The following is a 12,698-nucleotide window of genomic DNA, read 5'->3' as shown; positions in this document are numbered from 1 at the left end:
TTTCGTTCGTCTGAATGAGGGTGAGAATCACTTTGTCTAAAGTCTGAGACCGGGCGATTCCAGCCTTATTTTTATTTAATTTATAGTCCTACATCAAAGGTGCAAATGGTTTTAGGAGTTTGCCTGCGATTTTGGTTGAAGTTTTCATATTTTCTAGATCTTCATCTGTCACAAGCTTACTTGCTTTGAAAAATTCATCAAAGTCTTCTTTGATTGTCACTAGGCTTTTTGATTTATAGACCAAAACTCCACATTCAAAGTTTTGATAAAGGGCCCTGTAGTCAAGGTTAATTGTACCGACTACGCCGATATTCCCATCGGCAAGCCAAGTCTTGGAATGGACAAAACCAGGTGTATATTCGTAGATTTTAACTCCATATTTTAAAAGTTCCGGGTAATGGTTTTTAGCAAGGGTGAAGGCAACTTTTTTGTCTGGTATATGAGGTATGCCAAGCCTAACGTCTACGCCCTTTTTTGCGGCACTTTGAAGGGCAGAAATCACTTCATCATCCACAATAAAGTAAGGTGTCATTGCATAGACATAGTCCCTAGCATTATTCACCATATCAAGGTAAATATTTTTGCAAAGTCTCTCATCGTCTGTAGGATTATCTGCAAAAGGAATGTAATAACCGTCTTCTTCCTTGGCTGTGACATATTCCAAGTATGGACTAAAGTCTTCGTCGACCTCGTTTTTTTTGGACGCATTCCACATAGTTAAGAAAAGAACAGTTAGGCTTTCTACAGCCTCTCCCTCAACTCTTAGACCACAATCCTTCCAGTGGCCAAAACGCTCATACCTGTTGATATACTCATCAGCTATGTTTATTCCGCCAGTATAGCCAACCTTGCCATCAATAACCATGACCTTCCTGTGGTCCCTATTATTTAGGTAGGTAGAAACTATAGGATACATTTTGGAAAAGACCCTAAACTTGATTCCAAACTCTTCCATTTCCTCTTCGAAATTAGAATGGAGCCTAGTTATTAGGTTTGATCCATCGATTAAAAGCCTAACTTCTACACCTTGGTTGACTTTTTCTACCAAAAGTTCAAGAATGCTTCCCCACATATAGCCATAGTCGAGTATAAAAAACTCCATGAAGATAAAGTCCTTAGCATTTTTTATATCTTCTAACATGGCATCAAACATAGTATCTCCCAACTTATAGTATTGGGACTTACTTGATTTATAGGCAGAAAATCCCCCAATGTATTTTAGGTAGGTCGCAAGATTTATAAATCTCTTATCCTCTGTCGCCATGAGTTCCTTTTTGCTAAGAGACCTTTGGTGATAGATTCTCGACTCTCTTTCAAGGTCCAGAACCCTCTTGTGCTCACTCCTGTAGCCGATTTTAAAGTAAGACATCCAGAAAGCTATAATAGCAAAAGTTGGTGCTACAATGATAAAAAGTGCCCAGGACAATTTCATGTAAGGGTTCATATCGTTTATATTTAAAATCACCATCAACATGATGATACTAAGGATGGATGAACCTCCAAAAAGATAATATTGGTTAATCCCAAAATACCTATAAAGTCCTACCAGGATGAAAATTTGGGCAAGAATCAAAAATGCAAAAAGCCCTGCCCTCGAGAATATCAAAGAACCTAGACCTTTTTTTGTCTTCTTGACATACTTGTTTTCTTTAATTTTGTTAACTACATTTTTCTTATAGTCCTTCATACTGCTACTATACTTCTATAAAGTTTTTTATCCTTAAGATTTGACTTATTATTGCAAATCCATAAGATATAAAGAAGGAGAATAAAATGAAAAACGTACTAATTCTAAACGACTTCGTATCCAAGGGAAAGATTGCCGCAAGACTTATGGCACCCGTACTTTCCTACATGGACTGTGAAGTTTTTTTGCTGCCAACAGCAATGATAGCAAATAATTTTTCCCTCGGTGGGAATGCTTTTTTTAATATAGATCCCTTTATCAAAGAAAGTCTTATAAATTGGACAAATTTAGGAATAAAATTCGACCTAATCTTTATGGGCTACATAGAAGATGAAAGTCAAAAGGAAATGATAAAAGATTTTATAAAAAGTCTCGACTACAAGACAACCATCGTCTTTGACCCAATCATGGGAGATGATGGTAGTCTCTACCAGGGCCTTGATGAAAGTAAAATCGAAAATTATAAGGACCTAATAGAAGTAGCAGATATTTTAATTCCAAATGAAACCGAAGCAAAATTTTTAGATCTAGACATAAAAAAATTGACAGAAAATGGCAAAAAGATAATAATTACATCTGCAAATACCAATGATAAATCCTCGATAATCTATAATGATGGCAGACAAACAATTATCCCTTATGAAAAGCTAGACCTAAAAGTTGGAGGCACTGGCGACCTCTTTGACGGTCTTTTTATAGGCTACTTGCTTAAAGATTTCAAAATGATCGAAGCTATAAACCAAACATCTAAAGATATAATAAAAATTCTCCTTGCAAATGAAAGAGAAAATCCAGGTGCAAGAGAGATTAATATCGAAAGATATCTTACCTTAATCGAGTGTTAGCTATGAAATTAAATAGAAAAGAATATTTCAAAAAATCATTGACAATAGCTTGGCCAGCAGTTCTAGAATTTTTCTTTGTTTCTATTGCTGGAATTATTGATACCTTTATGGTATCAAGTCTAGGACCTGCTGCTATTGCTGCAATCGGACTAACTATCCAGCCAAAATTTATTGCACTTTCAACATTTTTTGCCTTAAACGCTGCCGTTTCCGCTTTAATTGCTAGACGCCAAGGCGAAGGAAAAAGAGATAAGGCGAATGTGACCCTCACAACCGCTCTATACATAATGGTGTTTTTTGTCATCCTTGTAGACCTTGTAATGGTACCTTTTGCTGGAAAAATCTTAGAGCTAGCTGGATCAAACTCCGAAACCCATAAGCTCGCCTACGATTATTACATTATTATCATGCTCGGTCTGGTTTTTAATGCCCTATCCATGTTGATAAACGCAGGTCACAGAGGGTGTGGCAATACACGAATAGCCTTTATATCCAATCTAGTATCGTCAGTAGTCAATATCTGCCTAAACTATCTATTAATTAATGGCAGGTTTGGTTTTCCAAAAATGGGAGTAAGGGGAGCTGCCCTTGCGACAGTTTTGGGAACAGTTGTTGCTACCGTCATGTGCATCATTTCCCTCTTTAGCAAGACATCCTACATGAATTTCCTAACCATGGCAAAAAACAAATTCAAATTTTCCCTAGAAATTGCTGGGGAAATCAGAAACCTCGCCGTAAATTTGTTTGTAGAAAATATCTCAGCAAGAATTGGCTTTATGATTACAGCAATGACTGCAGCAAGGCTTGGTACAGAGGCCTTTGCTGCCCACAATGTCGGCATGAACCTCCTGAGTCTATCCTTCTCCTTTGGTGACGGAATGCAAACAGCTGCCATAGCCCTTACAGGCAATGCCCTAGGCGCGAACCATAAGGACGAAGCTCTCAAACTAGGCAAGTCTTGCCAGGAGTTAGGCTTTATATTTTCTGTAATAATATCCCTAATCCTCATATTTTTCGGTAGAGATATATTTTCTATATTTTTTGATAAAAATAATATTTTGGATATGGGTGTTCTAATTTCAAGGTTTCTGACAATTATCGTCCTTCTCCAGATATCACAAGTTATATATGGGGGTTGCTTAAGGGCCGCAGGTGATGTAAAATATACGTTAGGAGTTGCACTTGTGTCTGTAACCTTTATCAGATCCATAGTAACTCTTATCTGTGTTAATGTTCTAAACTTAGGACTTGCTGGTATCTGGGTTGGTATCCTATCTGACCAAGCATCAAGATTTATAAGTCTAAGACACAGATTTAATTTAGGAGAATGGGTACACAAGAAAATATAGGAGGGTACTATGAAAAAATTATTTTCTCTATTAGCTTTAGCATTAGTGCTAAGCGCATGTGGTAACTCAGCAGACAAGAAAGCTGAAGAACCAACAGAAACAACTACAAAGACAGAAGCTCCAGCTGAAGAAAAAGCTGAAGAAAAAGTTGAAGATGCAAAAGACGCTAAAGAAGACGCTGACAAAGCTGAAGAAAAAGCTGAAGATGCTAAAGACGAAGCAAAAGATGCAGCTAAAGATGCAGCTGAACAAAAAGTAGAAGAAAAAACAGAAGATAAAGGTAATAACTAATTTATCTTCACTAAAAGCCACTCGCTAGGGTGGCTTTTTCTTTTTACATATGATATAATAAATTTATCTTGGGGAATTAGCTCAGCTGGGAGAGCGCTTGGCTGGCAGCCAAGAGGTCAGGGGTTCAAGTCCCCTATTCTCCACCAAATTAAAAAAATCCGAGCTTTGTCCTCGGATTTTTTTTCTTATAACAATTTATTATAAAACAATCACAAAATAGAAATTGGTAATTATGAAAAACCTCAAACTATATCTCCCAAAAATAAACGAACTAAATTTCGCCAAAAATCTCCTTAATGATCCGGCCACCATGGCCTACAACAGGGGTTATAATTTGCCTTTTCCCGGATATGATAAGGAAACTGGCACTATCACTCATGACCAGGCTTATTGGAAAAAATGGTACGAACTTTATTTTTCAAATCCAAGCGAGTATTTTTACGCTTATATTTATGACAAAGATTTAAAATCCTTTGTAGGAGATGTAAATTTTCATCCCTCAAGACTTAATGATTTTACAAGGGATATAGGAATTGTGATTAAGGACGAATTTAGGGGCCAAGGATATGGAAAATTAGGACTAAAACTTTTAGTCAATAAAGCTTTTTCCTATGATTCTATAAGGGCCCTTGCCAATAATTTTGAAAAAGAACGTGTTTTTGCTCTTAAAATCCACAAGGAATTGGGTTTTAAACCTATAGAAAATAACAATAAAATCATAGATTTATTATTAAAAAAATCAGAGTACAAGTCCTAGCCTGTACTCTGATTTTTTTACATATCCATGATTTTCATCTTGTCTAGTTCGTCTTTTTGTTTTTCTTTATTGTCGTAGTACCTGTAAATTAAGTAGTAGATTATTGTTGGAATGTTGGCTATTACCATTGTTATAAGGACTGCCATCCACCAATCACCAACTCCTTCTGGGATATTCAATATATAGATTATTGAAATTATAAAAGAAAGCCCTGGAAGGATTAGGCCAGCTCTTCCCTTTATATATTTACAAATCAAAATTTGCAAAATTAATGGTACGAACAAAATTAAAATTGTTATTACTGAGTTTACTGCAGCTAGCTTCATTTCTCTTCTCCTTCTTTCTTATATTCTTCAATCAAAATCTTGGCTGCATCTAGGGTGATTTTCCCGTCTATGGCCATTGATTTTATTAGGCTCACATAGGACTTATCTTCCTTATCTGATAATTTTATCTTTTCAATCAGCCTATCAAGCCTTAACCTCACTGTTGGGTAGGATACGCCGTAGATAGCTGCCATTTCCTTTAAGGATCCCGATTCTAGGATAAATCTCTTGATAAAGTCAATCTCACTGTCATCGAGATTTTCAATCCATTCTCTCTTATCATTTCCCATGGCATCCTCCTTTGTTATTACCATTATAAACCTAAATAATATTAAAGTCAACTTTAATTTTATTAAAAATTATTAAGAGGTTTTCCTTTAATTTGTTTTAGGTTGAATAATATTTCTCCTTTTGGGTTATATATAAAATAAGGAGGAGCTTATGAAATTTTTACACACCATGGTTAGGGTCAAGGACCTTGAAAAGTCCTTTAAGTTTTATACAGAAGAATTGGGTTTTGTAGAATCAAGAAGAAGGGAATTTCCAGAAAAGAAATTTGATTTAGTTTATCTAATGCTCCCTGGTTCACCAGATTACGAGCTAGAATTAACCTACAATTATGACCAAGAAGAAGGCTACGAAATCGGCACAGGCTACGGTCACATCGCCATTTCCCACCCAGACATCTATACTCTAAGAGAAGCTTTGATGAAGAAAGGCTATGAAGTAACAGAGATAAGAGGATTAACACCAAACTCAAACAAGTATTTCTTCGTAACCGACCCAGATGGTTACAGGATTGAAATCATACAAAAAGAAGACTAAAATTTCCAACAATAAAACGGATTAAAGACTAATCCGTTTTTCTATTTATAAAATTTTTGGCAAAGCAACTTAACTAATTATTTCTACTAAATCCATCCTCTAGGGCCCTAAATTCATCCTCGCTTAGGCCGTAATCTCCAAGTTCAAAACGACCTAACCTGTGAAAATCAGATCCACCTGACATTAATAAATCCAATTTATTTGCAAAATCTTTTGCCCTCTCAAAATCTCCGTCCTTCATCCTGGAGTGATTTATTTCCATGGCTCTAAGTCCCATTTCCTTGTATTTTTCAATCTCATCCCAATTATTGTATTCTTGTGGGTGAGCAAGGATAGATAGGCCACCATCAGCATTTACAGCTTCTATAGCGTCTTTTACAGGAATATAGCCCATGGTTCTAGCAAGGTCATCAGTGGTTTTTTCGTGGAAAATATCCTTAAAACCAAGTCCCTCCATCCTCTCTGGATATTTTTTCTTCATGGCCCAAAAAATATCAGACTTATAAATTATAGAATTTTTTGCAAAAGTTTTTAAATAATCGTAATCAAGTTCAAATCCATCTTTGGCAAGTTTTGGCAAAAGAGAAAGGTGATAGGCTTCCCTTTTTGTATTGGTTATGGCATTAAGTTTATCAATTTCCGGTGTAGATTCTGGCAAAAATAGGCCAACGATGTGGACTTTTTTGTGGCTATCAAAGTCGTAGGCCGATATTTCAAGGCCCTTTATTAGTATAATATCGAAGTCTTTGCCGATTTCCTTAATTTTTTCAAAGTGGTCTGCCCTGTCGTGGTCAGTTATGGCCATGGTTTTGATGCCTGCCCCCACTGCCATTTCTATTACTTCTTTTATATCGTAGTCCCCATCTGAAAATGAGGTGTGCATGTGTAAATCTGCGTATTTCATACTACCTTCCTTAAAATTTCTATATATAAAACAAAAAAGAGACTGTTTTTCCCAACAGTCCCATATTTTTATTTGTCTGTAGTCAACTTTACTTGAGATGTTAATATATCTGAATAAGTGTAAGATATAGTTCTTTCCACATCAAATTCGTTGTTGACCTTAACTGTAAATACACTTGGAAATGCATCCACAATGACACCTGTCTTAGTTTTAACTCTCTTCCTGCCCATATCGGCTTTAAGGATAACTTCCTTGCCCACCGAATTTTCTACTTCTTTTCTAATATCGTGAACTGATCTTTGTGCCATTTAATCATCCTTCCATTTGATACTTGTATCACTATACTTCCAGATGGTCCTTTAGTCAAGAAAAACTATTATTATACACTAGCTAAAACGAATGTCAAATATTTTTACGAGTTTTTTAATTCCTAGTAAATGCGTACAATTCAATAGCTTAAATGTATTTAAAGAAAGCTAGATATGCTTTGTAGGTTTGGTAGAGGTCGGCTTTTGAAATTACTTCTAGAGGTGCGTGCATGGATACGACTGGAGTGCCGCAGTCAACAACGCTCATGCCGTATTCTGCGAGGATATAGGCGATTGTGCCACCACCACCTTGGTCAATTTTTCCAAGTTCCCCTGTTTGCCAAATGGCATTTTCTTTGGCAAAGGCAAGTCTTACTTCAGATAAATATTCGCCGTCAGCATCGTTTGAGCCGCCTTTTCCACGTGAACCTGTATATTTTGTAAGAGCTACACCGTGGCCAAGTTTGGCTGTATTCATTGGTTCTGTTGCATCAAGATAACCCGCATCTTCTGCAAGGGTTACGTCAGCAGAAAGGACCTTAGAATTTCTGAGGGCTCTCTTTAGGCTAACAATATTGCCATTGCCTTCGGCTTCCAATATTTCAAGGACCATGTCTTCGAAAAATTGGCTAGTCATACCTGTTGCGCCAACAGAGCCGATTTCTTCCTTGTCAACATAAAGACCCACTAGAGTTTTTTCTGGTATATTTTCTCCAGCTTCAAGGATTGCCTTTAGAGAAGCAAAAGAGCATACCTTATCGTCGTGGCCATAAGCCATTATCATTGACCTATCAAAGCCAACATCACGTGCCTTGGTGGCTGGCACTACATTTAATTCTGCCACCATAAAGTCATCTTCTTCAAGGCCATAGGTTTCCTTTAGGTATTTTAAAACATTTTTCTTGATAGGATTTTCTTTTTCATCCTTAAGAGGAATTGATCCTACCATTATGTTAAGCTTCTCACCTTCTATAACTTCACCCGCCTTCTTTTGGTTAAGGTCGGCTGATAGGTGGACTAAAAGTTCAGAGATGAAAAATACTGGGTCATCATCCTTTTCACCTATTGATATTTCAACTTTTGTGCCATCTTTTTTAAAAGCAACTCCCACAAGACTAAGTGGAATATTTGTCCATTGGTATTTTTTAATACCACCGTAATAGTGGGTTTTTAAATAAGCTGCGTGGCTTTCTTCAAAAAGTGGAACTGGTTTAAGGTCAAGCCTTGGGCTATCCAAGTGGGAACCAACAATGGTCATGCCCTCTTCAAGGTCCTTAGATCCAAGGACAAATAAAGCCACAGCCTTGTTTCTATTTATAGCATAAGCCTTAGCCCCAGCTTTTACTTCGCCAGCCTTAATTAAGTCTTCAAGTGGCCTAAAACCAGCCTCTTCCGCTCTTTTAATAATTTCCTTAACAGCCATTCTTTCTGTCTTAGACTTATCCATAAAGCCAAGATAATCCTTAGAAAAAACGTCCAAATCTTTAAGCTCTGCCTCAGTCAATTCAAGCCAGGCAGATTTTCTAATATCTTCCATACTTCCTCCAATAAAAAAGGGAAATCTTCCCTCGATATTTCTTATATGATTACTATACTGGATTCTAAGTGATTTTTATAGCAATATAAAAACGATTAAGATTTTATTCCTAATCGTTTTTCAAAATTTTTTATTTTATCCTTTATAGGGCAAAACCTACTCGCCCTTATTTTTATTTTCTATAGCAAAAAATAAGATTGCTATGGCTATCAGGGTAATTGATAGGGGCAAAGTCTTAGCCATTAATACTCCTTCAATATAGTGGCCAAAAACACATTCTTTAATGACATATATGCTAATTAAGGCAAAAAGTATTCCGAGACATGTTTTACAGATATTATAAATATTTTTCATAAGTCATCTCCTTTTCAAATTTTTCTTCTCCGCTCGCCTTTTTATTAAAAATTTACTAATAACTTACTTTTATTTTTAAGAGATAGTCTGCTTTTTTATCCTTAAATAACTTATCCACTTCATCCACATTCGCCCATTTTAGTAAAATTTCTGAACTTTCTTCTCTGGCAACATTAAGCACAAATTTTTGCACAGCTGCTGATGGGCCTTCGACCATATTCTCATTTTTTATTGGAAAATCAGTCATAATATATGAAATTAAATTCAAATTTTCTTTTTCATCAAGGCTCCAATAATTAATAGGAAGACGTTGAGGAAGAACAATCTCAACAATATCGCTATCCCCATCCATCTTAACTTCTATTTCAGAACCCATATGTGATTCTCCTACAAGATCTATAGGATAAGCTTTGTTGTTTATCATTACCACATTGTTTTGTGGATATCCCTTATCATCCAAAGGAAATTCCACTTCTTTGTTCTCTGATACAGGCTCTTTGCTACAACTTGTCAGTAAAAACATAACAGAAAGCAAAAAAGAACCGATCAAAATAGTCAAAACTTTCTTAAAACTCAAAGACTTAGTATAATTCATAAAATCCACCTTCCTTAATTTTTTCAAACGCCCTACTTAACAGGATAAAAAATTATATTGTCATAATTTTTATTTCTAATTAAGACTGGTGTTTCAAGGCTTTCTCCACTATTAAGATTGAATTTCGTAATAGTTCCGAGATTAATTTTTCCTTTTTCCTTTGTTGGATTTTCTGTCCTTGAATAAACATATAGGTTTTCATCATTTATAAGATAAGAATCAACAAATGTATCATTTGAAAGAGGTTTTAGAACATTAAATTCATTATCACCTTCTATCTTACAAATCTTATTATCAATTATTCCGTAGAGGTCTTCTTTAAATGCGAAAATACCGTCAATTAAATCATCAAATTCTAACTCATTGATTTTTTTCAAAGTATTTTTATCAAGCACATCTATTTTTCTTGCCTCGTTATCCATATTAGCGGACAGACAATATACCTTATCTCCTATAATCAAAACTTTCCTATAATCACTATCTTTGGATAAGATATTTTCATTAATTTCACCACTCCTACAGTCGTAAGCGATTATCTTACTAGACCAGAGATTTTTATCCGCTTGTAAGAAAGAACCCACTATAAAGATTTTATTACCCAAAAATATTGCGTCTGATGCATAAATATCTAAAATCTTTTTTTCTTTCACATTGCCTTCTATATCTTGTATCACCAGCAAATTCTTGTAAGTATTATCAGCAAGGTTGCCATTCATAATGGCTATAACATTTTCTCCATCTGATGTAAGAGCAGTTACCCCCGAATAATTTGGATTATCTAGCAAGAAAAACTCTTTTACATTCCCATCCTCATCAATAATTAGGTTATTATTCGCCCTATGTCCACCTGCTATCAAATCCTTATCTTTGTAGGCAAATTCTGCTAAATCTTGGATTTTCAATCTTTCTTCGCTGGTAATTTCCCCATCAATATCAAGTCCAGTAAGACCTCCGGATTTTTTCAACATATCTGAATTAACTATATAATAAGCCGTTTCTTTGTTTGAAAACTTTTCCTTTTTAGTCATATAGAAAAAAACTCCTATTATTGCGGCAATTAGAACTATAATAACAAAGGTTTTCTTCGTATTGATTCTATTTTCTTTTTTCATCTCTTGCACCATCCTGCATTGTTTTCGTATCTTTTAATATCAAAATATTTCCTTATTTAAAGTTCTTCTTATTATAATAATTATATCACGAAAATTTGCTTTATAGGATGTTTTCTTGAATTCGTATAATCAATTTCCATTTTTTATTATATTTTTAATTTTCTCAGTAACATCACTTTCTATAATGTATGTCTTAACTATTTTGCCATTTTCATAAGATTCTATATAAGTATTATCATTTTCTGTATAAATCAACAACTTAGTTTTACCATCACTTACAAATTTAATAAATTTCATTGGTTCTATCTTTAACCAATTATCTTTTTTTAACTCTTTAATATCATTTGCAATCAAAAAATCAGACAGGTCTTTTTTTATTTCTTTTGTAAACTTTACTTTTTTATAAGCATCTCCTTCACAAAACTCTATTTCATAATAATTTTCCGGTAAAATTTCCCTTGTTTTTTTATGGCTCTTGTCATTATTAAAGTATAAAAATATAATAATAACAGCAATAAAAGATATTATAGATATAAGTAAAACATTCTTTTTATTTGTAACCATTTAATTTCTCCTCTAATTCCATATCCTCGATATATAGCATAGCCAACTCTTGATCCGATTTATTCATTTTATCAAGATTTTTCTTTAAGATTTCAATATTCTTTTCAGTTGTATCTAGTGTCGCTTCATATCCTGGATTTAGGTTCTCATTAATATAGTTAACAACTAGCTCATATCCATCTGGTTCATAAGAAACTTTGCCATTTTTACTCTTATAATACTCATAATCATCAACCAAATAATCCAATTTATTTAATATGCTAGAACTTGCCTTTTTAGCGATTTCTTTACTAGAAAGCTCAGGATACATATCTTTAAACATATTATATGCATCTATATAATCCTGGGTGTATAGTTTAACTTCATCGCTACTCAAGCCAGGTTTTAACTCTAACAAATCTTTTTGAAAGCTTTCAATATTATATTCTTTATCAAAATATTCAAACTCCTTATATCTATCCTTGTGTATTTCCGAGTCGATCTTTGATGTTGATGGAAATAAATTTCTCATTGTTGCTGCTATTATCAACATAATTATTAAGAAAACAACCTTCTTTTTCATAATTTTATTCCCCCTCCACATACAAAAATAGTTTAACACACTATATTTTTGAAACTTAAATTTAATTATCTCTAAAGTAAGGTATTTATATTTCCATTCTTATAACTCATTGCGTTTAATAGTTGCAATATTAAACTGTTGATTACAACAAGTAAACTATCATAAAACATAAGTGTTAAATTACTTATATTATTAGTCTCTTTTACTTACTCCGTAAGTAACTAATGATGCTGTAAGGATTCCACCTACCCCAGCTACTCCAGTTATACCAGTTTTAGCGTTGTTTCCTGCTTTCCTAGCTGGTTTCTTAGCTTCTTCCTGGTTATCTTCTTGTGCTTTTAAGTCTACAATATCAACTTTTGAAACTTCATTAGCACTGAACACTTTTAAAAGTTGACTTGGAAAATAGTTCACGGCTCGTTGTGCCTCTTTAGGAAGAGAATTATACCAGCTTAACCATTTTATATCTTTATCCGACAATCTAAGTGATTGTAATAGATCATAGTTTACACTTTTTTGTTCCTCTTTACTTAGACCATTAAACCACTCTTGCAATTCTTTAGGGCTAAGTTCTAAATTATTATTTGCTGATGAAGCAAATACATTTGTTGTAATTGTACTTAACAACATCACTATGGCTACTAATAGAGTAAATCTTTTTTTCATTTCATACCTCCTCATA

The 12,698-nt window shown here is 34.3% G+C and carries 17 protein-coding genes and 1 tRNA gene; 6 read left to right on the top strand and 12 right to left on the bottom strand.

The window, feature by feature from the left end; all coding sequences use genetic code 11:
* Positions 1 to 88: 88 nt before the first annotated feature.
* Entirely contained in the window at positions 89 to 1,687 is a 1,599-nt protein-coding gene (gene cls / locus HMPREF0072_RS05700) for a cardiolipin synthase (protein WP_004828188.1), read from the bottom strand.
* Positions 1,688 to 1,773: 86 nt separating this feature from the next.
* Between cls and HMPREF0072_RS05695 the strand changes: the two genes are divergently transcribed.
* The 5 genes from HMPREF0072_RS05695 (at position 1,774) to HMPREF0072_RS05675 (ending at position 4,929) form a co-directional block, all read left to right on the top strand.
* The gene (locus HMPREF0072_RS05695; protein WP_004828186.1) at positions 1,774 to 2,532 is read left to right on the top strand and encodes a bifunctional hydroxymethylpyrimidine kinase/phosphomethylpyrimidine kinase; all 759 of its coding nucleotides are present in this window, start codon (positions 1,774 to 1,776) and stop codon (positions 2,530 to 2,532) included.
* A gap of 2 nt (positions 2,533 to 2,534) precedes the next feature.
* Entirely contained in the window at positions 2,535 to 3,881 is a 1,347-nt protein-coding gene (locus HMPREF0072_RS05690) for an MATE family efflux transporter (protein WP_039931174.1), read from the top strand.
* Positions 3,882 to 3,890: 9 nt separating this feature from the next.
* Complete coding sequence (locus tag HMPREF0072_RS11990) at positions 3,891 to 4,172, top strand: hypothetical protein (RefSeq protein WP_004828181.1); 282 nt, start codon at positions 3,891 to 3,893, stop codon at positions 4,170 to 4,172.
* Positions 4,173 to 4,242: 70 nt separating this feature from the next.
* Positions 4,243 to 4,318: transfer RNA gene (locus tag HMPREF0072_RS05680), tRNA-Ala, on the top strand.
* Positions 4,319 to 4,404: 86 nt separating this feature from the next.
* On the top strand, positions 4,405 to 4,929 hold the full coding sequence (locus HMPREF0072_RS05675) for a GNAT family N-acetyltransferase (RefSeq protein WP_004828179.1): 525 nt from the start codon (positions 4,405 to 4,407) through the stop codon (positions 4,927 to 4,929).
* Between the two features lie 17 nt (positions 4,930 to 4,946).
* Here the strand turns inward: HMPREF0072_RS05675 and HMPREF0072_RS05670 are convergent, their stop codons facing one another.
* Together HMPREF0072_RS05670 and HMPREF0072_RS05665 are read right to left on the bottom strand one after the other, a co-directional pair.
* Positions 4,947 to 5,255: a hypothetical protein gene (locus HMPREF0072_RS05670; RefSeq protein ID WP_004828177.1), complete on the bottom strand. Its 309-nt coding sequence runs from the start codon at positions 5,253 to 5,255 to the stop codon at positions 4,947 to 4,949.
* A complete protein-coding gene (locus HMPREF0072_RS05665; RefSeq protein WP_037326789.1) occupies positions 5,252 to 5,545 on the bottom strand; it encodes a DUF2089 family protein in 294 nt (97 codons plus the stop codon). Before HMPREF0072_RS05665 ends, HMPREF0072_RS05670 begins: the two co-directional genes overlap by 4 nt.
* Before the next feature lie 151 nt (positions 5,546 to 5,696).
* On the opposite strand from HMPREF0072_RS05665, the gene gloA reads away from it, so the two are divergent.
* Positions 5,697 to 6,080: a lactoylglutathione lyase gene (gene gloA, locus HMPREF0072_RS05660; RefSeq protein ID WP_004828173.1), complete on the top strand. Its 384-nt coding sequence runs from the start codon at positions 5,697 to 5,699 to the stop codon at positions 6,078 to 6,080.
* A 73-nt stretch (positions 6,081 to 6,153) separates the two neighbouring features.
* Here the strand turns inward: gloA and HMPREF0072_RS05655 are convergent, their stop codons facing one another.
* From HMPREF0072_RS05655 to HMPREF0072_RS05615, 9 genes are all read right to left on the bottom strand, one after another.
* Positions 6,154 to 6,984, bottom strand: a complete 831-nt coding sequence (locus HMPREF0072_RS05655) for a PHP domain-containing protein (protein ID WP_004828171.1) — start codon at positions 6,982 to 6,984, stop codon at positions 6,154 to 6,156.
* Between the two features lie 68 nt (positions 6,985 to 7,052).
* Entirely contained in the window at positions 7,053 to 7,292 is a 240-nt protein-coding gene (locus HMPREF0072_RS05650) for a Veg family protein (RefSeq protein WP_004828169.1), read from the bottom strand.
* Between the two features lie 148 nt (positions 7,293 to 7,440).
* Positions 7,441 to 8,829 (bottom strand): aminopeptidase, encoded by a 1,389-nt coding sequence (locus tag HMPREF0072_RS05645; protein WP_004828167.1) that lies wholly within the window; start codon positions 8,827 to 8,829, stop codon positions 7,441 to 7,443.
* 156 nt (positions 8,830 to 8,985) lie between these two features.
* Positions 8,986 to 9,183, bottom strand: coding sequence for a hypothetical protein (locus HMPREF0072_RS05640; RefSeq protein ID WP_004828165.1), 198 nt, complete (start codon positions 9,181 to 9,183; stop codon positions 8,986 to 8,988).
* 55 nt (positions 9,184 to 9,238) lie between these two features.
* Positions 9,239 to 9,778 carry a hypothetical protein gene (locus tag HMPREF0072_RS05635; protein ID WP_004828163.1) on the bottom strand — a complete coding sequence of 180 codons (540 nt, stop codon included), beginning with the start codon at positions 9,776 to 9,778 and terminating at the stop codon, positions 9,239 to 9,241.
* A gap of 32 nt (positions 9,779 to 9,810) precedes the next feature.
* Positions 9,811 to 10,806, bottom strand: coding sequence for a hypothetical protein (locus HMPREF0072_RS05630; RefSeq protein WP_155811875.1), 996 nt, complete (start codon positions 10,804 to 10,806; stop codon positions 9,811 to 9,813).
* 213 nt (positions 10,807 to 11,019) lie between these two features.
* On the bottom strand, positions 11,020 to 11,454 hold the full coding sequence (locus tag HMPREF0072_RS05625; protein ID WP_004828159.1) for a hypothetical protein: 435 nt from the start codon (positions 11,452 to 11,454) through the stop codon (positions 11,020 to 11,022).
* The gene (locus tag HMPREF0072_RS05620) at positions 11,441 to 12,016 is read right to left on the bottom strand and encodes a hypothetical protein (RefSeq protein WP_050755268.1); all 576 of its coding nucleotides are present in this window, start codon (positions 12,014 to 12,016) and stop codon (positions 11,441 to 11,443) included. Before HMPREF0072_RS05620 ends, HMPREF0072_RS05625 begins: the two co-directional genes overlap by 14 nt.
* A gap of 192 nt (positions 12,017 to 12,208) precedes the next feature.
* Positions 12,209 to 12,682: a hypothetical protein gene (locus HMPREF0072_RS05615; RefSeq protein ID WP_039931171.1), complete on the bottom strand. Its 474-nt coding sequence runs from the start codon at positions 12,680 to 12,682 to the stop codon at positions 12,209 to 12,211.
* Between the last annotated feature and the right edge of the window lie 16 nt (positions 12,683 to 12,698).

Origin of the sequence: Anaerococcus lactolyticus ATCC 51172 (genome assembly GCF_000156575.1) — a bacterium.
GTDB classification, from domain to species: Bacteria; Bacillota; Clostridia; order Tissierellales; family Peptoniphilaceae; genus Anaerococcus; species Anaerococcus lactolyticus.
Note: the sequence above shows the minus strand (reverse complement) of the source record. Positions and strands in the feature narration are given on the sequence as shown.